The sequence below is a fragment of the Gracilibacillus alcaliphilus genome (assembly GCF_016909015.1).
GTDB lineage: Bacteria > Bacillota > Bacilli > Bacillales > Amphibacillaceae > Gracilibacillus > Gracilibacillus alcaliphilus.
In genome coordinates, this window is record NZ_JAFBFA010000001.1 from 228,957 (window position 1) to 253,056 (window position 24,100).

The 24,100-nt window shown below is 39.2% G+C and carries 24 protein-coding genes and 1 other RNA gene; 19 read left to right on the forward strand and 6 right to left on the reverse strand.

What is annotated here, in order from left to right:
• Nucleotides 1–370 precede the first annotated feature (370 nt).
• From JOD18_RS01235 to nth, 6 genes are all read left to right on the forward strand, one after another.
• The gene (locus JOD18_RS01235; protein WP_204667194.1) at nt 371–532 is read left to right on the forward strand and encodes a YpmA family protein; all 162 of its coding nucleotides are present in this window, start codon (nt 371–373) and stop codon (nt 530–532) included.
• Nucleotides 495–1,040 (forward strand): hypothetical protein, encoded by a 546-nt coding sequence (locus JOD18_RS01240; protein WP_204667057.1) that lies wholly within the window; start codon nt 495–497, stop codon nt 1,038–1,040. Before JOD18_RS01235 ends, JOD18_RS01240 begins: the two co-directional genes overlap by 38 nt.
• Before the next feature lie 23 nt (nt 1,041–1,063).
• Nucleotides 1,064–2,245: a pyridoxal phosphate-dependent aminotransferase gene (locus tag JOD18_RS01245; RefSeq protein WP_204667058.1), complete on the forward strand. Its 1,182-nt coding sequence runs from the start codon at nt 1,064–1,066 to the stop codon at nt 2,243–2,245.
• An 18-nt stretch (nt 2,246–2,263) separates the two neighbouring features.
• Complete coding sequence (gene asnS / locus JOD18_RS01250; protein ID WP_204667059.1) at nt 2,264–3,556, forward strand: asparagine--tRNA ligase; 1,293 nt, start codon at nt 2,264–2,266, stop codon at nt 3,554–3,556.
• 69 nt (nt 3,557–3,625) lie between these two features.
• Complete coding sequence (locus tag JOD18_RS01255) at nt 3,626–4,306, forward strand: DnaD domain-containing protein (protein WP_204667060.1); 681 nt, start codon at nt 3,626–3,628, stop codon at nt 4,304–4,306.
• Between the two features lie 17 nt (nt 4,307–4,323).
• On the forward strand, nt 4,324–4,974 hold the full coding sequence (gene nth, locus JOD18_RS01260) for an endonuclease III (protein ID WP_204667061.1): 651 nt from the start codon (nt 4,324–4,326) through the stop codon (nt 4,972–4,974).
• A gap of 78 nt (nt 4,975–5,052) precedes the next feature.
• Here the strand turns inward: nth and JOD18_RS01265 are convergent, their stop codons facing one another.
• The 3 genes from JOD18_RS01265 to JOD18_RS01275 form a co-directional block, all read right to left on the reverse strand.
• Complete coding sequence (locus tag JOD18_RS01265) at nt 5,053–7,896, reverse strand: PBP1A family penicillin-binding protein (protein WP_204667062.1); 2,844 nt, start codon at nt 7,894–7,896, stop codon at nt 5,053–5,055.
• Nucleotides 7,886–8,500: a Holliday junction resolvase RecU gene (gene recU / locus JOD18_RS01270; RefSeq protein ID WP_204667063.1), complete on the reverse strand. Its 615-nt coding sequence runs from the start codon at nt 8,498–8,500 to the stop codon at nt 7,886–7,888. Before recU ends, JOD18_RS01265 begins: the two co-directional genes overlap by 11 nt.
• A gap of 249 nt (nt 8,501–8,749) precedes the next feature.
• Nucleotides 8,750–8,848: a spore protein gene (locus JOD18_RS01275; protein ID WP_204667064.1), complete on the reverse strand. Its 99-nt coding sequence runs from the start codon at nt 8,846–8,848 to the stop codon at nt 8,750–8,752.
• Between the two features lie 364 nt (nt 8,849–9,212).
• On the opposite strand from JOD18_RS01275, the gene JOD18_RS01280 reads away from it, so the two are divergent.
• The 8 genes from JOD18_RS01280 (at nt 9,213) to JOD18_RS01315 (ending at nt 14,336) form a co-directional block, all read left to right on the forward strand.
• Entirely contained in the window at nt 9,213–9,365 is a 153-nt protein-coding gene (locus JOD18_RS01280; RefSeq protein WP_204667065.1) for a hypothetical protein, read from the forward strand.
• Nucleotides 9,366–9,891: 526 nt separating this feature from the next.
• On the forward strand, nt 9,892–10,242 hold the full coding sequence (locus JOD18_RS01285; protein ID WP_204667066.1) for a DUF1798 family protein: 351 nt from the start codon (nt 9,892–9,894) through the stop codon (nt 10,240–10,242).
• 87 nt (nt 10,243–10,329) lie between these two features.
• Nucleotides 10,330–10,575, forward strand: coding sequence for a CotD family spore coat protein (locus JOD18_RS01290; protein ID WP_204667067.1), 246 nt, complete (start codon nt 10,330–10,332; stop codon nt 10,573–10,575).
• Between the two features lie 481 nt (nt 10,576–11,056).
• Nucleotides 11,057–11,602: an SLOG family protein gene (locus JOD18_RS01295; protein ID WP_204667068.1), complete on the forward strand. Its 546-nt coding sequence runs from the start codon at nt 11,057–11,059 to the stop codon at nt 11,600–11,602.
• A gap of 67 nt (nt 11,603–11,669) precedes the next feature.
• Nucleotides 11,670–11,960, forward strand: coding sequence for a cell division regulator GpsB (gene gpsB / locus JOD18_RS01300; RefSeq protein ID WP_204667069.1), 291 nt, complete (start codon nt 11,670–11,672; stop codon nt 11,958–11,960).
• Between the two features lie 73 nt (nt 11,961–12,033).
• Nucleotides 12,034–12,428, forward strand: an RNA gene (rnpB, locus tag JOD18_RS01305) — RNase P RNA component class B.
• 239 nt (nt 12,429–12,667) lie between these two features.
• Complete coding sequence (locus JOD18_RS01310) at nt 12,668–13,801, forward strand: THUMP domain-containing class I SAM-dependent RNA methyltransferase (protein ID WP_204667070.1); 1,134 nt, start codon at nt 12,668–12,670, stop codon at nt 13,799–13,801.
• Nucleotides 13,802–14,060: 259 nt separating this feature from the next.
• Nucleotides 14,061–14,336 carry a DUF6123 family protein gene (locus JOD18_RS01315; RefSeq protein WP_204667071.1) on the forward strand — a complete coding sequence of 92 codons (276 nt, stop codon included), beginning with the start codon at nt 14,061–14,063 and terminating at the stop codon, nt 14,334–14,336.
• A 2-nt stretch (nt 14,337–14,338) separates the two neighbouring features.
• Here JOD18_RS01315 and JOD18_RS01320 read toward each other — a convergent pair whose 3' ends face one another.
• From JOD18_RS01320 to JOD18_RS01330, 3 genes are all read right to left on the reverse strand, one after another.
• Nucleotides 14,339–14,731 carry a ribonuclease HI family protein gene (locus tag JOD18_RS01320; RefSeq protein WP_204667072.1) on the reverse strand — a complete coding sequence of 131 codons (393 nt, stop codon included), beginning with the start codon at nt 14,729–14,731 and terminating at the stop codon, nt 14,339–14,341.
• A 10-nt stretch (nt 14,732–14,741) separates the two neighbouring features.
• Nucleotides 14,742–15,428, reverse strand: a complete 687-nt coding sequence (locus tag JOD18_RS01325) for a queuosine precursor transporter (protein ID WP_204667073.1) — start codon at nt 15,426–15,428, stop codon at nt 14,742–14,744.
• An 806-nt stretch (nt 15,429–16,234) separates the two neighbouring features.
• Entirely contained in the window at nt 16,235–16,435 is a 201-nt protein-coding gene (locus tag JOD18_RS01330; protein WP_204667074.1) for a cold-shock protein, read from the reverse strand.
• A gap of 383 nt (nt 16,436–16,818) precedes the next feature.
• On the opposite strand from JOD18_RS01330, the gene JOD18_RS01335 reads away from it, so the two are divergent.
• The 5 genes from JOD18_RS01335 (at nt 16,819) to JOD18_RS01355 (ending at nt 24,085) form a co-directional block, all read left to right on the forward strand.
• The gene (locus JOD18_RS01335; protein WP_204667075.1) at nt 16,819–17,787 is read left to right on the forward strand and encodes a LacI family DNA-binding transcriptional regulator; all 969 of its coding nucleotides are present in this window, start codon (nt 16,819–16,821) and stop codon (nt 17,785–17,787) included.
• Between the two features lie 197 nt (nt 17,788–17,984).
• A complete protein-coding gene (locus tag JOD18_RS01340; protein WP_204667076.1) occupies nt 17,985–19,364 on the forward strand; it encodes an ABC transporter substrate-binding protein in 1,380 nt (459 codons plus the stop codon).
• 31 nt (nt 19,365–19,395) lie between these two features.
• Nucleotides 19,396–22,311: an extracellular solute-binding protein gene (locus JOD18_RS01345; protein WP_239587839.1), complete on the forward strand. Its 2,916-nt coding sequence runs from the start codon at nt 19,396–19,398 to the stop codon at nt 22,309–22,311.
• A complete protein-coding gene (locus tag JOD18_RS01350) occupies nt 22,301–23,188 on the forward strand; it encodes a carbohydrate ABC transporter permease (protein ID WP_204667077.1) in 888 nt (295 codons plus the stop codon). The genes JOD18_RS01345 and JOD18_RS01350 overlap by 11 nt, the downstream gene beginning before the upstream one ends.
• Before the next feature lie 18 nt (nt 23,189–23,206).
• Nucleotides 23,207–24,085, forward strand: a complete 879-nt coding sequence (locus JOD18_RS01355; protein WP_204667078.1) for a carbohydrate ABC transporter permease — start codon at nt 23,207–23,209, stop codon at nt 24,083–24,085.
• Nucleotides 24,086–24,100: the final 15 nt, after the last annotated feature.

A 24,100-nucleotide genomic window follows, 5' to 3' on the forward strand; every position in this document is an offset into this window, starting at 1 on the left:
AATAAGAGGAATGACTAGAGTTTTATGAATAGATGTAACGGTAACAGCATCCATTTTTGCTAAGCTAGTCCATACTAAAAAGGTGCTTGCTGCATAAGGAATAAACAAAAACGAGAATATTTTCAAATTAGCTGTTGTTATTAGTTGAAAAATTCATAAAAGTCTATCAAAATAAGAAAAGAGACATTTTTTGATTGGACTTCAGGAAATGTCATCAGCCAATCTGCCATCCCTTGAACGATATTATTTATTTGACAAGTAGTTTGGACATAAAGGGGATTGCCTGTTATGTTCCGTGATATATAGCGTTTTTACTGGAACATAGGTTGTGAGATGGGGTTGGAGGTGGAGGATTATTAACCGATCCAATATGACTGTATTATCTACTGTAGAAATAAGTTACGGTGATGACTTATATAAGATAGTAGATTCGTTAAATCGAACATTAAAACAAGAGAATCTGACATTTGGAATAACTTTAAGTGAGGAAAATCATGAAAAAGCAATTTTTACTATCTATCGAGTTAAATAAATTCTGGCTGAGTATGATTGCACTGCTCATTATCATGATTGGATTGTTTGTCTATTTTTATTTTCTATACCAAGATATCATGGAGAATAAGGCAGAGGGTGATCCGGCCAATGTAGAAGAATTAGCGCTGGACAATTCAGACTTGGAGACGATTGAGACAATTGAACGCTATCATGGGGATGTCGTCTACTATGTAGCAGATGGTGAAACAAGTGACGGTGTAAGTCAATATTTATTTATATATAAACCTGAAGCAGAAGACGAGGAAGAAACAGAGTGGCAGTATCAAGCCTTTGATAAGGAAGTTTTCTACTCAACAGAAGAAATTCTGACAGAATGGTCTGACCGGTGTGATGGCTGTGAATTTTTAGATGCCGCTATTGGTATGAATCAAGCTGTTCCGATATTAGAGATTAAGTTTTTTAATCCCAATCAGCAATTAGTTTATGAGAATGTTGTCTTAGAAGACAAGAGCTATTATCGTCTTACGTTGGATCCTACATTATAATATAAGAAAGGTGAATGAAGATTATGCATTTAGCAAGCAGAGTACAAACATTAACTCCGTCATCTACTTTGGCGATTTCCGCAAAGGCAAAGGAATTAAAAAAGGCGGGATATGATGTCATTGGCTTAGGGGCCGGTGAACCAGACTTTAATACACCAAGTCATATCCTAGAAGCAGCCAAACTGGCAATGGATGAAGGTTTTACTAAATATACACCAGCTGGAGGAACACTTGAATTAAAACAAGCGATCCAAAACAAGCTAAAACAAGATCAGCACTTGGATTATGGACTGGATCAAATCATTGTTACTATTGGTGCTAAACATGCCTTATACACACTGTTTCAAGTATTGTTGGATAAAGAGGATGAAGTGATTGTACCAGCACCGTACTGGGTCAGTTACCCGGAACAAATCAAGCTGGCAGAAGGAACACCTGTATTTGTTGAGACAGATGAGCGTAATGCATTTAAATTAACACCTGAACAACTGGAAGAGTCGATCTCAGAGAAAACCAAGGCAGTTATCATTAATTCACCAAGTAATCCAACTGGTGTGATGTACGAGAGAGAGGAGTTAGAGGCTTTAGGGAAAGTATGCTTAGAGCATGATATCCTCATTGTATCGGACGAGATTTATGAAAAGCTAACTTATACGGCAACAAAACATATTTCGATCGCAGAATTATCACCAGAACTAAAAGAACAAACGGTTATTATCAATGGTGTGTCTAAGTCACATTCGATGACGGGATGGCGTATTGGCTATGCCGTTGGGAATCAAAAGATTATCAAGGCGATGACCAACCTGGCTTCCCATTCTACATCGAATCCAACGTCGATTTCCCAAGTAGCGGCGGAAGCAGCTTATACAGGTCCACAAGAGCCTGTTGCAGAAATGAGAGAAGCATTTAATGAGCGTTTGGAGAAATTATATGATTGGATAGTAGCTATTCCAGGGATTGAGTGTGTAAAACCTCAAGGGGCCTTTTACTTATTCCCGAATGTAAAAAAGGCAGTGGAACTAAATGGTTTTGCTACAGTGGATGATTGGGTAACAGCATTGCTGGAAGAAGAGAAAGTAGCGTTAGTGCCTGGTTCAGGATTTGGTGCACCGGACAATGTACGCCTCTCTTATGCGATTTCATTAGATCAATTAGAAGAAGCAGCTGTACGTATCAAACGCTTTGTAGAGAACCATCAGTAGAAGGTAGTGAGAGATAAGATGAAAACAACGATTAATCGTGTATCGGAGTTTCTTGGTCAAGAAGTGACGATTGGCGCTTGGCTCGCTAACAAGCGCTCAAGCGGTAAGATTGCCTTCTTGCAGCTGCGAGATGGTACAGGTTTTATGCAGGGAGTGGTTGTAAAAGCGGCAGTGACAGAGGAAGTATTTCAACTGGCAAAAACCGTTACACAGGAGTCTTCTCTTTTTGTTACGGGAACAATTGTGGAAGACAGCAGATCACCTTTTGGTTATGAGATGCAGGTAACGAAGATCGAATTGATTGCTTCCGCAGTAGACTATCCAATTACGCCAAAAGAACATGGCACAGAATTTTTAATGGATCATCGTCATTTATGGCTGCGTTCCAAGAAGCAGCATGCCATTATGAAAATAAGGGATCAAATCATCCAAGCTACTTATCAGTTTTTTGATAAAGAGGGCTTTACCAAGATAGATCCCCCTATCTTAACTGGTGCTGCGGCAGAAGGAACGACAGAATTATTTCATACGCAATACTTTGATGAAGAAGCTTACTTATCACAGAGTGGTCAGCTTTATATGGAAGCAGCGGCAATGGCTTTCAATCGCGTGTTTTCGTTTGGACCGACATTTCGTGCCGAAAAGTCAAAAACACGCCGGCATCTGATTGAGTTCTGGATGATTGAACCAGAAATGGCTTTTGTGACCCATGAGGAAAGCTTGGCAGTGCAAGAACAGTATGTGCAGTACATTGTCGAGTCTGTCTTAACAAATTGTGCATTAGAACTTCATACCTTAGAAAGAAATATTGACGCTTTGAAAAAGGTGAAGGCACCTTTCCCGAGGATTACGTATGACCAAGCGATTGACATCCTAAAAGAAAAAGGCTTTGCTGATATTGAATGGGGAGAGGACTTTGGCGCCCCACATGAAACGGCTATTGCTGAAAGTTATGATCAGCCTGTATTTATTACCCATTATCCAAAGGATATTAAGGCCTTCTACATGAAACCTGATCCAGAGCGAGACGATGTTGTTCTCTGTGCTGATTTGATTGCACCTGAGGGATATGGAGAAATTATTGGCGGTTCAGCAAGAATTGATGATTTAGAGTTAATGGAACAGCGTTATCAAGAGCATGACTTATCCGGCGCTGCCTACCAATGGTATTTGGAGTTGCGGAAATTTGGCAGTGTACCACATGCCGGCTTCGGCTTAGGACTAGAACGTACTGTAGCCTGGATTAGTGGTGCAGAGCATGTCAGAGAAACAATTCCATTTCCTCGATTACTGAATAGATTATATCCTTAACTAAGTATAATCCTTTGCTTTTGTGCAAAGGATTATACTATTTTCACAAAACACAAGGGGGGAATGAATATGAAAGATAATCTGCAACGAATTTTACTGGATCAAATCAGCCTTCCTGCCGAACTTATTAGAAATTATACTTCGCTCTCTATAAATGAGACGCAATTGTCCATCATTCTACAAATATTTATTGCACAACGAAATGGAGACTTGCTTCCAACTCCTGAAGAAATAGCGAAGCAGTTAACTATATCTAGTCATGAATGTTCAGAATTACTCCGACAGCTGATTCAACGAAATTTACTGCGTATTGAGGAACAGCAGGATAATCATATGATTACGGAATCTTATTCACTAGATCCATTGTGGGAACAACTTTATCGAAAAAAAGAAGAAAAAACCGATGCTTCTGCTCAAAAAATTGGCGAGGTTTTTAAAAAATTCGAGCAAGAATTTGGAAGGATTCTGTCACCGTTTGAGATTGATATGATTAATAATTGGTTAGATGAAGACCGTTATGATTTAGAACTGATTTATGCCGCTTTACGTGAAGCCGTATTAATGGGGAAACTTAACTTTAAGTATATTGACCGCATTCTAATTGAGTGGAAGAAAAAGGGGATTAAATCGGTTCAACAGGCTCAAGAGTCCAGTAAAGCTTTTCGTCAGCACCAACCAGCTGGCAGAGTGAACAGACAAGAAGATAATCGCTATGATAAATCACTTTATTATAATTGGTTAGAAGAATAAGGAGGGGAGACTTATCCATGTTGACGAAAAAAGAAATAGAAATTGTCTTAGACCGAATGGAAGCAATGTATCCTGATGCAGAATGCGAACTGATTCATGAGAATCCCTTTGAATTATTAATTGCAGTTGTGTTATCGGCACAGTGTACCGATGCATTGGTTAATAAGGTAACCAGAGACTTGTTTAAGAAATATAAGACACCAGAAGATTATCTTGCTGTTTCATTGGAAGAGTTACAACAAGATATTCGTTCGATTGGTTTGTATCGAAATAAGTCTAAGAATATCCGTAAGTTATGTCAAACTTTAATTGATGAGCATGATGGGATAGTGCCAAATACGCAAGCAGAATTGGAGAAGTTGGCAGGAGTGGGGCGGAAGACAGCGAATGTGGTTGCTTCAGTAGCTTTTGGAGAACCTGCAATTGCTGTAGATACCCATGTAGAAAGAGTATCCAAACGCCTAGGTATTTGTCGCTGGAAAGACAGTGTGCTTGAGGTAGAGAAGACATTAATGAAGAAAGTTCCCAAAGAAGAGTGGAGTAATACACATCATCGAATGATCTTTTTCGGACGCTATCACTGCAAGGCCAAAAATCCCCAATGTGATGTATGTCCGCTTTTAGAACTCTGCCGTGAAGGGAAAAAGCGAATGAAACAATCCAGCTAGCTAATTATAGCAAAGAAAACAAGGAAACTGTTGCACTATTATTGTCCAACAGTTTCCTTGTTTTTATTATTCATTGCTTTATTCTGTTTCATCTGCTCCATCATTAGACGGTTGTTCTGTTTGACTAGGTTGATCCTCTGTCTGTTGTTCTTGATCTTCTGTTGTTTCCTGATCACTAGTGTCTTCATTGTCCTCTTCTTGCTGCGGTTCTTCTTGTTCTGTTTCATTTGCTGGCTGCTCTGGCTCTTCTTCTGTATTATCTTCTGGCTGTTCTTCTTCTGATTCATCAGGTGGAACAGGTTCTTCCGTTTCGTCTTCATCCGGCTCGTCTTCCTCCATACCTTCTGTAGAGACTTGAACACTGGCTGAAGGACCTCGTGTACCATCACTTGTTAATACAGGTGTCACATGAATTGTATAGGTAGTACCTAACTCTAATTGTGTGATATTCACCGATTGTTGACTTGTATTAAAATTATCGATCGTTTCTCCGCTTTGCTGTACACTTATGTCAAATTCAATCGGTCCATCATGACTATATTGCCAGCTGATTAGAGCCGAACGATTCTCTGCGTCAAATGATTGCTGGAGACCACTCACAGCTGGGAGATCTTCTGACTCTTCAGAGGCCGTATCCACTGTAACAGAGGCAGGATCACTCTCCATTTCATCATTAAAGGCAACCACTTCAATCGTGTAGGACTGACCTTTTTCCACATTAGAGATTTCGATTTGTTTTTTCTTAGTAGTAGTCAGTTCTTCTAATGAACCATCTGTTCCGGCAGAAATTCTAAATTCGACACCACTTTTATCGTGATCCCAACTAGCCACAATCTTATCTTCGTCTTCATTGTATTCTGCGGACAGGCCAGAAACGGCCTCTAATTCCTCAAACCTTTCGGAAACTGCACCAGAACCAGGCTCCGTACCTTTTACAAATAATTCAGTCACAATCTGTGAACTTGGCGTGAAACTGCTTGGGCGTTGAGCTGGATTGGATCCTCGTTCAATATCCATTTCCACGACAGAATCAGGCATGGTGAAATCTTGAGTTTCGATATTCTGAGACAGATAAGTCATTGTTTCCCTAAATAAATGTTTGGCAATATTAGTATCACTAATCGCTTTTCGTTTATCATATCCGGTCCAAACAGATACCGTATAATTGGTTGAGTAGCCGACAAACCATGAATCCGGACTGCCTGGTTCATCTTCAAGGTTTGTGGTACCCGTCTTACCAGCTATAGGTACCCCTGGAACAGCGGCATCTGTACCAGTTCCGCTTTGTACTACGGTTTTCAACATATCGGTGACCATGTAAGCTGTATAATCAGACATGGCAATCTCTGACTCTGGCTCTAATTCTTCTGTACGTTCATCCGGGTAGGTAATACTGATAACAGAATATGGTTCATGATAGATCCCCTCATTACCGAATGCACTGTAAGCACCGGCCATTTGCAGCGGAGTAACTCCATTATCAGTACCGCCAATCGCATCACGGACAGAGACGTTTTCAAAATCAAAGCCAAGGTTATCCGAGAATTCTTTCACATTATTTGTACCGACTTCTTCAAAGGCTTTAGCTGCTGGCACATTTAGGGACCATTGCAGAGCATAGCGTGCACTCATCCAACCTTGATACTGCCGATTCCAGTTCCTAATTGGTGCGGAAGAACCAGCAACTTCATACGGTTTATCATCATTAATTTGCTCATAGGTAGACCATTTCAAGTATTCGATAGCTGGACCATATGCAATAATTGGTTTCATCGCTGATCCGCCTTGACGGCCATCACCATCAATTGCATAGTTCCAGCCGTCGTTTTCACGATTCCGGCCGCCGCCGATTGCCCGAATCGCACCCATCTGTGTATCCATGACAACTAAACCAGCTTGCAGTTCATCATCACCGCCATAGGATACAGGGTTATTTTCACTGTCGCTTAGTAATAGTTCAACATGCTCTTGTGCATTTGGATCTAAGGTTGTATATACTTCTAAGCCGTCTTCATAAATATCGGCACCTGTCTTTTCCATTACTTCATCACGAACTTGTTGGATAAATGATTCATACTTAACAAAGTCAGGTCGTTTATCAGCAAGTAAGTCTTCAATATTTACATCCCGCGCTTCGTCGGCTTCTTCTTCCGAAATCTTGTTATGCTGTACCATATAGTTAAGCACGGTATTCATTCTTTGTTCCGTCAAATCCGGATTAACGAATGGATCATAAGCAGAAGGTCGTTGCGGTAAACCGGCCAAAATAGCGGCCTCTGTCAAGGTTAAATCGTTTAAATCTGTCTTGCCAAAATAAATTTCCGCTGCCATTGCAACACCATAAGCGCCGGCGCCGTAATAAATCTTGTTGACATACATCTCAAAAATTTCCTCTTTCGAATAGCGAGCATCCAGCCTTAAGGCTAGCCATTGCTCTTGTACTTTCCGCTTTAACTGCTTATCATTGGTTAGAAAGGAACTCTTTACTACTTGCTGGGTGATGGTACTGGCACCTTGCGCCCCGAAGCCATCCCGTATATTGGCAAGAATTGCCCCGCCAATTCTCCTAAAGTCTATCCCAATATGTTCATTAAAACGTACATCTTCCGTTGCCAAAATGGCATCGATCAAAACCGGAGGCAGGTCATCATAGGTTATTTTCGTTCGTTTCTCTGCACCGAGCTTTGCAAATACCTCTTCATTTATATCATACAAGTTAGTTGTTGTTGGGTCTGATAATAATGCAGCATCTAATTTAGGCGCTGTAATAACATAGTATGAGAATAGTACACCAACACCTAATCCAAATAACAATACGGCGATTAGTGCATATTTGAATAATCTTTTCCACAATGGCTTACTTTTTTGCTGTTTTTGTTGTTGTTTTCTTCTTTCTGTTCTACTTTGGCTGTTATCTGCCATTAGATCTTCCCCCGTTCTTCATATAATACTTGTCAATAACATCCAGGTAATCTACCTTTGCTTGATATTTGACGGGTATTATATAGCCTTCCTTTTTCACAGTTTCATAACGAATTGATTTTCTTCCATCTGAAAATTGATCTTTCCAGTAAATCAATAATTTCTCAGCCGGGAAAAAAAAAGTTTCTTGTCTTGCTTGGAAACGAATAATCAAAAAGCAAATTCCATCATGCTCTAATATTTGTGTCATATGATCAATTTGATGTTGATGGATATTGTTTAATGGAAAAGAATGTTTGTTTTTCGTTTCTTTTGCTTCAAAGTCGATATGTCTTCCCTTAAATATTCCATTGTAGTCCGTAGTGGAAGCTTGTTTAAAGTATGCTTCCTTGATGACGGCAGCACTCCTTTTTGGATAATCCACATGGACAATCTGTATCGGTATGGGTTTCTTATGAACAATTGCTTTATTATGTGCTAAATAATATTGATTCGTTTCATTGATATCTTCTTCTAGTGTCATACCTCGATTACTGTATGTGGTAAGCTTACTTGTAAACTTATTTGAGTTGGCTGATGATCTCCTTCCATTTGGATATTGCATTTTCTTCCCTCCTACATATCATCAACACAAGCCGTTTTTTGGTTAAGAGACAGCTAAATTTATCATACGCTAAGTAGCAAAATTCTTCAACGAAAATGTATTTAAACAGCCTGCAGTAAAGGGAGCCATATCACCTATAAATTCGAAAAAATGTAACATTTATTAGGGGTAAATCGGCTTGTTATAAAGGGGATAAAAGGAAAATAAAGGAGCCGACATACAATCAAATGCTGTCGGCTAGGGCATCGCTTAAGTGGAAGGTCGATTAGGACCATTCAACTTTTTGTCATTTTGAGTCGGGATTTCTTTGTCTTGTTTTTTGGCAGGCTGATTCTTTTTCTTTTTCATGTACTTACCCCCCTTTTTAAACAATCTCTTTATAGATTAGTTTGCCGAATTATAACCGAAACATACATGATTACATCTATTTCTGTCATCTAGCTTCTAGTTTTGTCAAAGCCAGAGGATTTATCCGCTGTTTGTTGAAGTATCTTAATATATGAGGTTGTTCAAAAAGTCACCACATGATAAGTGGCGAATCTCTTCGTTGGCATGTTTCTCCGTTTCTTGAAAAAGAAGAACTCTTTTTCTGCGTGCAGGAACATCTGCTCACGTATCTAAATGCATACGTTCCGCTACTCGCCACCTTGACCTTCTTGCTTCTTATGTGGCAACTTTTTGAACACGCACTATATATAAAGGAGGAATGGATATGAACCATCATTTTATGTATCATAAAGAGGTTTGTCAGCAGAAGCTGGATCAACTTATCCAAATGTTTGAACGGATTGAACATGAATGGGAGGCCAGAAAACAGGAGATGGAGTATGTAAAGGAAGACTTAACAAAAAAAGAAGGGGCGTAATAGCATTCTACCGTGTAACATGTTACTGTTATATTATCATCATGTTACTGCTTTTTTCAAAAATAAGAAATCCAATACCGGCTATTATTAAGCTATTTCAGAAATAAGCTCCGTAGAAAATATGGAGAGCAAGGCAATCGCTGCGGCCAACCGTTTCGCTTTCCGAGGGGCATGCTCTTCAGCTAACTTTTGCCAAGAAGAGCGCTTGGCAAAAGTTGATCTTCAGATCATGCAAATCTCTGTCTAGTTGTTGACGCTTGTAGCCAGAGAAGGGAATAGCTGAAGCCATGCCAGGCGGCATAGAAAACACTGTGAAAGTGTCTTTTGCTTGAACAGATGTTGCACTTGTACTCTTGAGTGAAAGTGACTTCTCGCAGCGGACATCCATCTTGGCTAAAAGGTAAAGGATCAAATGCTCTTCTTGGTTTTTCTTAATACCGTTTCAACAGCAAAAGGGTATTGGTATCTAACGAGAAACGCCAAGTACGTCTTACATGATGACTCAGCTTAGAAAGGCGGCAGATCATTGAAGCTTGTAACCTATACAAATACTATAGAAAAAGCATTGGCTCAATTAAAACAGCAATATTTGACACATAAACGCCCAGATAATCGGCGTGACCCACAATTTTTTGAATTGGTTAAAAAAGAGACAGATCCCCTATTTGAACTAGTGGATAAATGGTATATAGAGGCGACAAACTTTGTCAAGAATCGAGATGTCCGTATACACCCACAACAAATTGCTTCGACAGAGGAGAATATCAAATTATTGCTGCTTCATAGTTTTTACATTGATACACCGAAGTCAAGATATATGGAACTGTACCAATCAGTGCTTTACGTTTTTTCATTGATAAAGAAAGAAGTAGAATAAAATGTCAAAGAAATAGGTCACTGCCTCAGACATTCCTCCACTCATGACATATGCTAGAAGGGAAAGATGAATAAATGAGGTGATCGAATGAGACATTATCGGCCAAGGATGGGGTGCAGAATACCGGAACAAACAGTAGTACATCCCACTAAATGTAATGTTGTGCATACATGTAGTGAGAACGTAGTAAACCATATTCATCCGACACACACTACAGTGGTCAATCACCATTTGCCGAATCAGCATTATTTCCCACGTTCTACATCGGCTAATCAGGTAAATATGAACGGTGGTCCGATGGCGCCACACATGAATGGCTGCCGAAGATGCTAAAACAGTATGGAATGATTTTTCTGAGTTTTGAATGTTGTCAAGAAGCCAGCAACACATAATAGTGAAACAAAATGAAATGGGTTAGTCTCACAACAAATGGTCATTCTTCAACATCTGTCCCAAAGGAAGTATTTATCTAGCAAGATAAGAAAATGTTATGATGATGGAGCAGGCAAGCCTTAGCTTGCCTTTTTACGTGGAAACAGAACAATCTGATATATTTTCCAGTTCGCTGCACTAAAAGGATAAGTCTTTACAAAATCAGCACTGCACTCATTATACATATCCAACAAGTCCTGATACAGCACCATATCATACTTTCGCCCTATTATTTTTGTGGTAAAAAAGACAGTTTTGTTAGGGAAGGCTGTATTTATATAAGACAGAGGGCTTACTTTGCTAATCCTTACTAGCCAGTACTAGAATATATTTGCTATTTGTTTTATACTAAGAGAAAGTGGAATGAAGGCAGGGTTATACATTGAAGATAATAACCATTTCAGGTAACAAGCCATATGAGTTGAACATTAGAAATGAGAAAGACCCACGCATTCCATTTATCAAGGCAGCCATTAAGCAAAGGCTGGTAAGTTTAGCAGAAGAAGGACTGGAATGGGTGATTACCACAGGTCAAATGGGAGTAGAGCTTTGGGCGGCAGAGGTTATTGTTGATTTGAAGCAAGAGTATCCCATTAAATTAGGAATATTTCCGCCTTTTTTGGAATATGAATCTAGATGGCCGGAGATTTATCAGCAGAAATATTTGGAGATCACAGAGCAGGCAGATCATTTCCAGCCGTTATATAATGAAACATATCAGGCACCTTATCAATTAATGAACAAAGATTATTGGTTAATTGATAAATCAGAAGGCGGTGTATTGCTAGTGGATGAAGATTTTCCTGGAACCGTACAATATTTGCTGGAAAAAATGAAAGAAGCGGTGGAACAGGAGCAGTACCAGTTAATGTTTATTACTCCAGAAGACTTAGAAGACATCGTTCGAGAACAGCAACTTGATGCATAAGAGATTGTTTCCTTACGCTATCTAAATGAACCCAAAAGAAATAGATGGATAAAATGAGGTGGAATGAATGACAAATCAATTAAATGGTAAAGATATTTTAGAGAAAACATTTAAAACTTCTATGAGAGGTTATAATCAAGAAGAGGTGGACGAGTTTCTTGATCAGATTATACAAGATTACGAATATTTCCAAGATGAACTAACCAGGTTACAACAGGAAAATGACCGCTTAAAGAGAAGTACAGAAAATACAAGAGTGCGTCCAACTGCATCGAACCATCAAGTAAACTATGATGTATTAAAACGTCTATCTAATTTAGAGAAGGCCGTGTTTGGCAAGAAGTTTGAAGAAGAATAAATGATTAACTTTGTTTTCCATTGACTATTGGCGTATTCATGATAAAATGATAGAGGCTTTAAATCATGAATGAATGTCGATGTAATCGCTGTGCAGCCTTCATTGGATGTGCAGAGGAAAGTCCATGCTCACACAGGCTGAGATGTCTGTAGTGTTCGTGCTTGACGAAATCATAAGTCAAGGTAACTATCAAATGATGGTTAACGGCAGGGAAAACACCTACGTCTGTTTAGATATGGTGTGAATACCTTGAAAGTGCCACAGTGACGTAGCTAAATAGGAAACGATTTAGGTGGAACGAGGTAAACCCCTCGAGTGAGCAACCCAAATATTGGTAGGGGCATCCTTTAGTAGGGAATTCAACCGAACGAGGGACGAGCAGTTTCTGTTCGTAGACAGATGATTACACCTTTTGTACGAGGCTGACCACCGTTTGCAGTACATAAAAGGACAGAACATGGCTTACGAAACATTCATTCGGTCTTTGTATATCCATAAAAACCCCTTTTTCTATATGCGAAAAGGGGTTTTGTTATAGAGTGGCACCCTAAATTTTTACAAGTCATATAAGAGTTGGCATAAAGTAGACTAATCTAAGTGTTAGCGACCGTAATTCTCTTTTGGAACTGTAATCAAGTCTGAAAATAGAAGGCTTAAGGAAGCTTGCACCGAGGTACAAACTGACCAGCCAGGAAGGACAGGATAAGATGACAAATAAAGTAACATTAATTGCAACAGCTGCAATGGGATTAGAGGCGATCGTTGCCAAAGAAATTCGTGAGCTCGGCTATGGAGAAGTAACTGTAGAAAACGGAAAAGTGATATTTGAAGCAGATATTCGTGCTATTCCGCGTTGTAACCTGTGGTTACGCACGGCAGATCGTTTGAAATTGCAGGTAGGTGAATTTCATGCTTATAGTTATGACGAATTATTTGAGCAGACCAAGGCTTTACCATGGGAACAATTTATTCCGGAGGATGGCAGTTTTCCAGTAACGGGGAAGTCCCACAAGTCAAAATTATACAGTGTACCGGATTGTCAATCGATTGTAAAGAAGGCCATTGTTGAGAAATTAAAACAAAAACATGGCATTGCTAGCTGGCTACAAGAAACAGGGGCCACTTATAAGATTGAGGTGGCTTTACTGAAAGATAAAGTCTCCTTAACAATCGATACATCTGGTGCTGGTTTACATAAACGTGGTTATCGTGTGAATCAGGGGGAGGCACCACTGAAAGAAACACTTGCCGCAGCCTTGGTAAAGCTAACAAATTGGCGCTATGATGAGCCATTTTATGACCTATTCTGTGGATCAGGTACGATTCCAATTGAAGCAGCCCTTATTGGCCAAAATATTGCGCCTGGCTTTAATCGTTCCTTTGCTGCTGAAGAATGGGGATTTATTCCGTCTAGTCTTTGGGATCAGTCTCTAGAAGAGGCAGAGGATCTGGCTGAGTATGATAAGCAACTAACCATTTTTGGTTCGGATTTAAATCCGAAAATGACAGAGATATCACGAGAGAATGCCTTAGAAGCAGGCTTAGCCGATTTAATAGAGTGGAAGCAAATGCAGGCAACTGATTTTCATTCCAAGCTGGAAGGTGGTTATATTGTAAGTAACCCTCCATATGGTGAACGAATAGGGGATAAGCAGCAAGTAGAGGCAATGTATACTGAACTTGGCAAGGTATTAAAAGACTACCCAACTTGGAATATCTATATCTTAACGGCCAATGAACAATTTGAGCAATTATTTGGCAGAAAGGCCTCGAAAAAACGCAAGCTGTTCAATGCCTTTATCAGAACAGATTATTATCAATATTTTGGTCAAAGAAAATAGCTGTGTAGAAAAAATAAACCGATATTTTCAGCAATGGGGATTAATTTTTCGCTAGGAATGATATCTACCTTACTACAGATGAGGATTGTACCATGATAAATAATGAAACGTTATAAACAAAAGGCGTTCATTCATCTTTTATTTCTGTTGAGGAAGCAGCGCTAAGTAACATAATCAAGGCCTGCCACCGATTGAGGATGCTGATTCTCTATGGATGGCAGGTTTGTAATAAAACCAATCAAGAAAAAGAGGGATTATCTTGAAAGACAGTGAGAGGTTAGCCTATTTTTTAGAACATTTATGGTCCAAGGGTTTTAAGCTGACAGATGACGAGGTACAGTTCATTTATTTTGGTCATAAATATACGAATGCCACAGTAGACCATGTGAAGCTAGCAGTTATGTTTACGCTACAATTGCAATTATCTTTTAATAGAAGTTTTTATATCAGCTTATTAGAACTGTTTTATCAGCATGAAGTTGTTCATGAAGAGCAAGCTCTTTCATTACTCCGGCAAAAAGGCTTGATCGAATAACTCTAAGTTCGTTTGGCTAGTCCAGCACGAGCCAGCATGTCTGCATGCTTGTTTTGTTTGTCTGAAATCCATTTAAAAAATACATAAGGAAAAGAAGCACTTATTTCATTGATTTGTTCTAAATACGGTAAAAAGAACTTATTTTTGGTGTGGTTTTTCTCCATCGTTTCCACGACTACCTTAGAATCTGTTCGACAGGAGATAATTTCACCAGGAAATTGCTGCTGACATAGTTGTAATGCTTGCAGCACCGCAATAAATTCTGCTTCATGATTGGTGTATTCCCCAATATAATGCGATTCTTCTATCTGATGGCTGTCCTGCTTTAGATAAATCCCGATACCGCTTGGTCCGGGATTTCCTTTGGTAGCTGCATCTGTGTATACTTCAATCATTTGTTATACCTCACATCTTATCTGCTTTTGTCTGCATTCGTTTAGCTATATAAATAAATGGTGTATTCATAGCCGCCACAATAAATTTAATTACATAGGTTGAAATAAAGATACTGATCCAAATTTCGAAACTGTGTACGTTATAAAAAGCGATCGAACAGAAAATAAAGGTGTCGAGCAGCTGACTAATCATCGTACTGCCATTACTTCGCACCCAAATATATTTGGTATCAGGAAGGAGACCTTTGATCCGTCGATAAATCCACACATTTAGGTATTGACTGCATAAATAGGCAACCATACTGCCTATCGCGATATTAGGAATCAGTTCAAAAATGGTTTCAAGCGAGCCTTGTGCAAAGTCTTCTGCATGTGGTTCAAACCTTAATACAACCTGCATCAAAACCATCATCACTAATAAAGAGAAGAACCCCATCCATACCGCTTTTTTGGCCGTTTTCTTTCCATAATTCTCATTTAGGATATCTGTAGCCAGGAAAATACTCCCAAAGGTGATATTGCCAAGGGTGGCTACTACTCCAACCAATTCTACGGTTTTTAATACTTGGATGTTGGCAATCACCGTTGCCATCCCAATCCACACAAATAATCCTGCTTTGCCAAAGAAGCGATAGGCAATCAACAAGAAGATGTAATGTATAATAGCAAAGCATATCCAAATTAATTCATTAGGCAATATTGACTCCAACCTTTCCATTATTCGTACTGATAAGTTAAGCTTACAATCAGAGGGAAAAGAATTCTCTGCTGTTGAAAGTTGTACTTGATCATTTAATTAAATTACCATATTGCGATAAATGGTGCAAATTTGATTGCTTTTGAGAGGGAAGACTAAGTAAGTGTCAGGAGAGAGGTGAAGTATATCGTTAGAAACCACATGCATGCTTCTCTCCATGCATAAATGTAAGCTGCATATGCAGAATATGTAAATTAGCTATGTCTAAATGTTGACCTAAAAGGAGTGCAAGCCTCGCTCCGGCCAACCGCTTCGCTTTCCATGGGGACGGCCTCAGCTAACTAAAAAAGAAAACCGCTTTTTTAGTGGATCTTTAGCTCGTCCTGTTCCCATAGGAGTCTGCGCAGTTGGCCTGCGCTATCGTCTAGTTTTACACTTTATGCAAGAAGTAGGCTCATGATGGATAAACCCCATGTGCTAGCAGTTTTAATCATTGTATCACTGTTCCCTAGCATAGGAAATAGGCGGAGACTCCTGCAGGGATAACGCAGTGCGAAGACCCCACAGGAATTCAAGCCTGCGGAAAGCGCAGCTTATTTCCGAAGCGTTGCCCAGCACATACCAACATTCAAAATCACCCTATAGATAATGCAGAATATGTAAAGTGACTGGCTTTTTGCTTATGACTGATTGAAGGGGGTTAAAGGTCAGTTATCTAGCGGTTTTTTCATGAGGATATTTTATGGTATCTGGGGATTATATGTACAAGAAAAGGCGATGTTTTCACATCGCCTTTGTATCATCGATTATTTTTTTTCAACGTTGGCAGCTTGAGGGCCGCGTTCACCTTCGACAATTTCGAAAGTTACTTCCTGACCTTCTTCTAATGTTTTAAAACCTTCTTGTTGGATAGCGGAATAATGTACAAACACATCGTTTCCTTCCTCCAATTGGATGAAACCGTAACCTTTTTCTGCGTTAAACCATTTTACTGTACCATTTTCCATGTAATCTTCCTCCTAAAGCTTTTCACGCAAATAACGTGGTAATACAAACAAGATTGGGCAAAAAATGAAAAAGGCAGCTGCTAGAGAAGTGTAGGATCACTATTCCACTCCTTCTTCTAGAAGCCACCTAATAATAATGAACCCAAATTCTTCTTTGCTTGAATACACTATAGCTTATTTTTCCAGTGGCGTCAAGAGTATCATCGGCAAAAAAATCCTTTATTTATAAGTAAGAAAACGCTTATCTTTAGATAATAATTTGATTTATAATTGGAAAAAACCACAAAAATTATAGAAAAGACTTGAAATCGCTTACGGAATGTTTTATAGTTAATTCAAACGTTTCAATAAACTTTAAAGAGAGTATCAAAAGGGGAAAAAATATGCCTACATTAAAAGATGTTGCTAAGAAAGCTAATGTAAGTATTTCAACAGTCTCTTATGTCATCAACGGAAGTAAGCTTATTTCCAAAGGGACAAGAGAGAAAGTGTTACAAGCCGCCCGTGATCTTGGTTATCATCCAAATGGTAATGCCAAGAATTTGAAAAAGAACAAGAGTGAAATTATTGGATTATTCCTAAGTGGATTTAAAGGGCCGTTCTTTAACGAGATGTTGGAAGGTATTCAAAATGAAGTGGAGAAAAATGGCTATGAGATGGTGGTTTGCGCTTCTGCAGATATGCACCGTCTGTTGAAGGAACGTTATGTTGGCGGTGCCATTATTTTAAATTATCATATTGATAATGATTTATTGCATGTCTTAGCAAGTGAGAAGTATCCATTTGTTGTGCTGGACCGTGAAATTGATAATCCTCATATCGAGCAGATCCTTTTGCCAAATAAGCAAGGAATTGAGCAGTCAGTGGATCATTTGATTCAACGAGGACATCGACGAATTGGTTTTATAGCTGGCGGACAGCAATCTTTCGATGGAGAAAAACGTTTGGAAGGTTTTCAAGAGTCGATGGAGCAACGCGGTTTAGTGGTTTCTCCAAAAGATATTATTCGAGCAGACTTTACTGAAGTAAGTGGTTTGTTGACGATGAAGGAATATTTAAAGCAAGAAGCAGACTATCCGACAGCCTTTATTTCTGCCAATGATGAGATGGCAATGGGTGCGATTAAAGCCGTACAACAAAAAGGTATGCAAGTACCAAATGATATAGCATTTGTAGGGTTTGATAATATTGAGATAGCTAAATATTTCCAACCAGCGTTATCAACCGTACAGGTCAACCAAAAAGAATGGGGGGCTGTAGCCGCCAAAATGTTATTTGACAAGATAAATAAGACAGATTTTAATAAACAAACATCGATTCCAATTGAATTTATTGAGAGGGAATCTTCATAACATTCATGCTTCATCCTTAGATCTGCATCGATTTAAGGGTGAATGGGCAACTTTATGTAAGCGGATTCTTGAGAGGCGATGGACAGCACATATTGGTGGTGAATCAGTGATAAAAATCACCATTTTATTTGGTAGTTTATTGAAACGTTTCAATAAAGATAAAAGTTAGTTTAAAAATAACAAAGGAGTGTATCAACATGAAAAAATGGGTATCATTCATTGTTTTTGGTTTGCTGGTCATGCTTCTAGCTGCTTGTAACAATGAGAACACAGAGCCAACAGAAGAAAATAGTGACACAGAAGCAAGTGGAGATCAAGTAGTTTTAAAGATGGCGAGTTGGTCTTTTGGAACAGAAGGAGATGAGAACATCAATCGTCTCATGCTAGAAGCTTTTATGGAAGAATATCCAGATATTAAAGTGGAAATTGATGAATCAATTGGTGATCCATGGGAAGAATCATTAGCAGCTGCAGCTAGTGCAAGCAATATGCCGGATGTATTTTCCATTACCAATGTTCCGACAGGAGTAGCAAATGATTGGATGCTGGATGTCAAACCGTATCTAGAAGAAGATGAAGAATTTGCTAGTTTACCAGACTCTGTAGTAGAAGCAATTACAATGGGTGACCAAATCTATGCTATACCTGCTTCACAGCATATGCTGGGTTACTATGTCAATAAAGATTTATTTGAAAACGCTAACTTAGATGTACCTGAATTAGGAATGGATTTAGATGCATTTAATGAAGCGGTTCGCAATGTAACGAACATCAATCAAGGTATTATCGGTTTAAATCAAACATTTTCTATTATTGACTGGTACCCTGCTGCAGCAAATGAGGAATTAGGCTGGTACACATTCAATGAAGAGGGTTATCACTTAGATAGCAATGAATTTATCAATGGAATTGACTTTTCCCTAGGTATTAACAGTAATGGTTATGCCTATGAAGCGTTAACAGACGATCAGAAAGCTAACTTTAATGGAGAAGATTCGAATGAAGTTTGGTTTAACCAAGGGATTGGGATCAGATGGGATGGTACATGGGCCATTAGCGGCTTAGGCGAGCAATCCGACTTTGAGTGGGATTTCATTGGTATTCCGGGTGAACGAAACCTGATCACCCATGACTACTATGGTATATCCAGTTCCACTGAACATCCAGAAGAAGCTTATCTATTAGCTAAATGGATGGGCTTCGGCAAGGATGGCTATCTGAAACGTCTTGCCATTGCAGAAGAATCAGAGACGATCACTATCGATCGTTTACCATTAACAACCGATCAAGAAGTTATCGATGCATATTTTGCAGATGTGGATTTACCTGGGCTAGAGAAGGCCTTTGAGAATATAGATAACGCTGTAGTAGAGCCGTTTAAAACAACACCAGGATATGGGCAATCCCGTTGGGAAGCAGCGACAGGAGTAGAGATTGGTGATGAAGCCAATGCTTCAATTGGTACTTTATTAGAAAATGCCGTAACTGGTGACATTAACTATGAAAATTACGCACAACAAGTAAACGACTTAGCCAATAGTAAATACCAAGAAGCTCTAGAAGCATTGGAGAATTAAAGGTGACAAGGAAGTTGGGGAGGGTAACAGCATGAGAGCAAAAATAATGTTTGTATCTATCATCATTTTATTGATTATGCCAACTTTCATAGTGAAGGCTGATGATGAGGAAGAGGTTCCAGTAGATGAGCATTATTACTCCAAACTCAACGAATGGCAGGAAACAGAGCTGGATCGGATTGCTCCATTTGAGCAATCCGCCCCTCCTGCCAACTTCATTGGGAATGAGGAATCACTATTATCCGCTGCAGAGAGTCAAGATTATGGGGATAGTGTGTTCTATTGGCATAATCAAGAAGCCTTAACAGCAGAAGTCGAAGTAGACGAAGAAGGCTTATATGAGATCGCTTTTGATTATTTACCACAAGGGGATACGATTATTCCAATAGAAGGTGCCATCCAAATCAATGGAGAATATCAATATGAAGAAAGCCGGCGGATTGTTTTTCCGAGTTTTTGGGAGAATGCAACAGACACCTTTGCAATGGATCGGGCAGGGAATGAAATTATTCCTGAGCAGCAAAAAGTGTCCACTTGGCAGCATATCAAAGTAGAAGATTCTCAATTTTTATATAATAAACCGCTAATGTTTCACTTGAAAGAGGGCAAAAATACGATTACTTTAAATAATCTGCGTGGCGAGATGCTGGTTGGTAAAATGTATATTCATTCGCCTCAACCGGTTAGCACTTATGAAGAGTATCAACAGCAATATGCAGACGAGGAAATACAAGATGAACTGCTTATCCAAGAGGCTGAACGGTTGTCAGATAAGAATAGTTCCTATATTCGGCCGGTAGCAACTTCTAACCCTTCTGTTCATCCGTATGACAGTGATATGCAACATTTGAATACCCTAGGGGGAGACTCATGGGACACACCGGGTCAAGCAGTCAGCTGGGAAGTAGAAGTAGAAAAAACCGGCCTTTATCAATTATCGTTTAAGGCCATGCAAGACAAAGAAACAAGTTCACCTGTATATCGAACGGTTCTTATTAATGGAGAAGTACCTTTCGAGGAAGCAGAGGCCTATTCTTTCCCATACAGCAAAAATTGGTATCGGGAAACATTAAGTGATGAACAAGATGAACCTTACCTATTTTATTTGGAAGCAGGAACCAATACGATTACTTTACAGGCTAACGCCTATCCTCATGCCCCGGCATTATTTACGATTGATGAAGTAATGCGGGAAATTGAAGAATTATCTCTTTCGATTCGAAAATTAACAGGCAACCAGCAAGGGACAAGAGATTGGGATATAGAGGAATACTTACCTGGTATTGATCAAGATCTGATAAATTGGGCAGAACAATTGGAAGCAGAGATGGATTATTTATCTTCCTTAAGTACAGGGGAAGATTCAACGGAAATCTCATCTTTGAAAATAGCGATCGATAAATTAACCACTTTAGCTAATAAACCTGATCAAATCCCGAATCGCTTAACGGAATTGTCGACTGGATCGAATTCTGTTTCGCAATTTTTAGGAGATATTCGTTCCAATTTGCTGGATCAGCCGTTATTACTAGATCAATTTTATCTCCATGGAGATGTACAACTGCCAGCAGTGGAAGCGAGTTTATGGGTAAGGATCCAGGATGCTCTCTATAGTTTCTTTCAATCTTTTACAGAAGAAAATTTGGCAGCATCTGATGTAGCGGACGACACCTTGGAAGTTTGGGTTAACAGACCTCGTCAATATGTGGAATTGATGCAGCAAATGGCAGATCAAAGTTTTACACCGGAGACAGGTATTGATGTGAAATTCTCGTTAATGCCTGATGAGTCAAAATTAGTCTTAGCAAGTGCAGCTGATACGCAGCCTGACTTAGCTGTTGGTGTAAGTAATTGGATCCCTTATGAACTGGCTATCCGTGGTGCTGCGGTTGATTTAAGACAATTTGATGATTTTGCGGCAGTTGGCCAGCAATTTTCACCAGGTGCATTCCTACCGATGATTGTAGAAGATAGTGTTTATGCACTTCCTGAAACACAAGACTTTTTCGTACAATTCTATCGAAAAGATATTATGGACGAATTGAATCTTCCCATCCCTAATACATGGGAAGAGGTAATCGAAATTTTGCCGGAATTGCAGAGATATGGATTAAATTACTATACGCCTTTAGCAGAAGAATCCGCATTTAAGGCGTTCCAAACGACTTCTCCTTTTATTTATCAATTTGGCGGGGATATTTTCCAAGAGGATGGATTTGGAACAGTGATTGATGAAGATAAAGCTTTAGAAGGTATTCAATTTATGTCTAACTTAAGCACCATTTATAGTATGCCACTACAGGTACCTAGATTTTATAATCATTTTCGTTATGCAACACTGCCGATTGGTATAGCTCCATTTGGGACCTATGTCGAGCTGACTACAGCTGCCCCTGAAATATCCGGCTGGTGGGACGTTACTCCACATCCGGGAGTAGAGAATGAGGAGGGGGAAGTAGAACGCTGGGCTGCCGGTTCAGGGCAAGCAGCAATGATTTTTGAAGGCAGTGATCAACAGGATGAGGCATGGAAGTTATTAAAATGGTGGATGGACGAAGAGACACAGGTGGAATATGGCACTACACTGCAAACGTTGTATGGGCCGGAATATATGTGGAATACTGCTAATTTGGAGGCCTTTAAACAATCACCATTACCAGAGGAACATAAGGAAGTCATCTTAGAACAATGGGAGTATTTACATGAAGTTCCGAAAACCCCATACGCCTATATGGTAGAACGTGAGATTAGTAATGCCTGGAATCGAGCAGTATTTGATGGAGACAATATCAGGGCGTCTGTCGATGACAGTGTTATTTTAATAAATCGTGAAATGAGAAGAAAGATGGAGGAGTTTGGTTATATAGCGAATGGAGAAATAACCAAACCTTATCCTGTACCAACGATAGAGGAAGTGGAAAGGTGGCTGGGAGAAGATGAAGAATAATCAAGTAAGTACGACAATCTTTCTGGCTCCTTATGTCATATTGTTTACCACCTTTATTATTATTCCGGTTACGATTGCAATCGGCTTGTCTTTCAGTTACTTCAATGCGATTGAACGACCGAGTTTTATTGGCCTGGATAATTATGTGAATATTCTGACACAAGATAATACCTTTATGCAATTTGTATTACCAAATACGTTAATTTTTGCAGTAATTGTTGGACCTGGCGGATATATTTTGGCTTTCTTATTGGCCTGGATGTTGGCACAGATTTCCAAGGTGCCGAGGACCATTATGGCATTGATTTTATATTCGCCATCTATGACAGCGGGTATTGCGATGGCAGTTGTTTGGAAAATTATTTTTAGTGGTGATGAGGCTGGTTATCTCAATAGTTTATTGATTTCGATGGGATTTATTAATCAACCAATACAGTTTCTTCAGTCTCCTGAATATTTGATGATTATTATGATTGTCGTCACGCTGTGGGGGAGCATGGGGGTAGGCTTTTTGGCAATGTTATCAGGTGTATTAAACATTGATCAAGAAATCTATGAGGCGGCCTATATTGATGGTATTAAGAATCGCTTCCAGGAAATTGTCTATATTACGATTCCATCCATGAAGCCGCAAATGCTGTTTGGTGCCGTAATGGCGGTTGTTACCACCTTTCAGGCAGGAGCAATTGGTGTGGAATTATCAGGTCAGAATCCAACACCACAATATGCCGGTCAACTAATTGTTAACCATTTGGAGGATTTTGGATTTATCCGTTATGAAATGGGTTATGCGGCTGCTTTGTCTGTTTTATTATTACTCTTTATTTACGGATTCTCAAAAATAGCGATGAAATTATTTGGAGAAAAGGACAACTAAGAAGAGGAGGAATTAGAAATGGCCTCATTTCATGGCTCAAAAATTAACCCAGATCGTTTTCATAAGAGTCAGCTCAAATTCTATGCGATCTTAATACCAATTAGCATATTAATGTTGCTGCCGATTGTATATATATTCTCGCACGCATTAAAACCAATTGATGAGCTGTTTGCTTATCCGCCCAGATTTTTTGTCCAAAAACCTACTGTGCAAAACTTTCAGGATTTAGTACAAAACTCAAATGATACAGGTGTGCCAATGTCCAGGTACTTGTTTAATAGTATTGTAGTCACCAGTATTGTCGTGTTATTTACCATCATTATCAGTACTATGGCCGGTTTTGCCTTATCCAAAAAGCAGTTCAAATTAAAGAAAACATTGTTTGAAATCAACACATTGGCATTAATGTTTGTTCCGGCTGCTGTTACGATTCCGCGATACTTGTTAATGGATGAGATTGGTCTGTTGAATACCTTTGTGGCACACATTTTCCCACTATTAGCAATGCCTGTTGGGTTATTTTTGGTTAAACAATTTATTGACCAAATCCCTGATGAATTAATTGAAGCGGCCAAGATAGATGGCGCCAATGATTTTCAAATATTCAGGAAAATCATTGTTCCGCTTGTGAAACCAGCAATAGCGACGATCGCAATTTTATCATTCCAAGCGGTCTGGAATAATGCCGAAACATCGACCTTATTTGTTGATGATGAGAACTTAAAGACATTTGCTTTTTACATGTCTACCTTAGCAGTGGATACAGGGGGAAATACAGTGGCCGGTCAAGGGATGGCAGCAGCAGCGGCATTGATTATGTTTGTACCAAATCTCGTTATTTTTATTTTTATGCAAAGCAAAGTAATGAATACGATGGCACATTCAGGTATTAAGTAATTAGAGGAGGAAGGG

Bases quoted from the DNA above. Each gene is read 5' to 3' on its own strand.
- JOD18_RS01235 (WP_204667194.1), top strand. From the start codon at position 371: ATGACTGTATTATCTACTGTAGAAATAAGTTACGGTGATGACTTATAT.
- JOD18_RS01240 (WP_204667057.1), top strand. From the start codon at position 495: ATGAAAAAGCAATTTTTACTATCTATCGAGTTAAATAAATTCTGGCTG.
- JOD18_RS01245 (WP_204667058.1), top strand. From the start codon at position 1,064: ATGCATTTAGCAAGCAGAGTACAAACATTAACTCCGTCATCTACTTTG.
- asnS (WP_204667059.1), top strand. From the start codon at position 2,264: ATGAAAACAACGATTAATCGTGTATCGGAGTTTCTTGGTCAAGAAGTG.
- JOD18_RS01255 (WP_204667060.1), top strand. From the start codon at position 3,626: ATGAAAGATAATCTGCAACGAATTTTACTGGATCAAATCAGCCTTCCT.
- nth (WP_204667061.1), top strand. From the start codon at position 4,324: ATGTTGACGAAAAAAGAAATAGAAATTGTCTTAGACCGAATGGAAGCA.
- JOD18_RS01265 (WP_204667062.1), bottom strand. From the start codon at position 7,896: ATGGCAGATAACAGCCAAAGTAGAACAGAAAGAAGAAAACAACAACAA.
- recU (WP_204667063.1), bottom strand. From the start codon at position 8,500: ATGCAATATCCAAATGGAAGGAGATCATCAGCCAACTCAAATAAGTTT.
- JOD18_RS01275 (WP_204667064.1), bottom strand. From the start codon at position 8,848: ATGAAAAAGAAAAAGAATCAGCCTGCCAAAAAACAAGACAAAGAAATC.
- JOD18_RS01280 (WP_204667065.1), top strand. From the start codon at position 9,213: ATGAACCATCATTTTATGTATCATAAAGAGGTTTGTCAGCAGAAGCTG.
- JOD18_RS01290 (WP_204667067.1), top strand. From the start codon at position 10,330: ATGAGACATTATCGGCCAAGGATGGGGTGCAGAATACCGGAACAAACA.
- gpsB (WP_204667069.1), top strand. From the start codon at position 11,670: ATGACAAATCAATTAAATGGTAAAGATATTTTAGAGAAAACATTTAAA.
- JOD18_RS01310 (WP_204667070.1), top strand. From the start codon at position 12,668: ATGACAAATAAAGTAACATTAATTGCAACAGCTGCAATGGGATTAGAG.
- JOD18_RS01320 (WP_204667072.1), bottom strand. From the start codon at position 14,731: ATGATTGAAGTATACACAGATGCAGCTACCAAAGGAAATCCCGGACCA.
- JOD18_RS01330 (WP_204667074.1), bottom strand. From the start codon at position 16,435: ATGGAAAATGGTACAGTAAAATGGTTTAACGCAGAAAAAGGTTACGGT.
- JOD18_RS01335 (WP_204667075.1), top strand. From the start codon at position 16,819: ATGCCTACATTAAAAGATGTTGCTAAGAAAGCTAATGTAAGTATTTCA.
- JOD18_RS01340 (WP_204667076.1), top strand. From the start codon at position 17,985: ATGAAAAAATGGGTATCATTCATTGTTTTTGGTTTGCTGGTCATGCTT.
- JOD18_RS01345 (WP_239587839.1), top strand. From the start codon at position 19,396: ATGAGAGCAAAAATAATGTTTGTATCTATCATCATTTTATTGATTATG.
- JOD18_RS01350 (WP_204667077.1), top strand. From the start codon at position 22,301: ATGAAGAATAATCAAGTAAGTACGACAATCTTTCTGGCTCCTTATGTC.
- JOD18_RS01355 (WP_204667078.1), top strand. From the start codon at position 23,207: ATGGCCTCATTTCATGGCTCAAAAATTAACCCAGATCGTTTTCATAAG.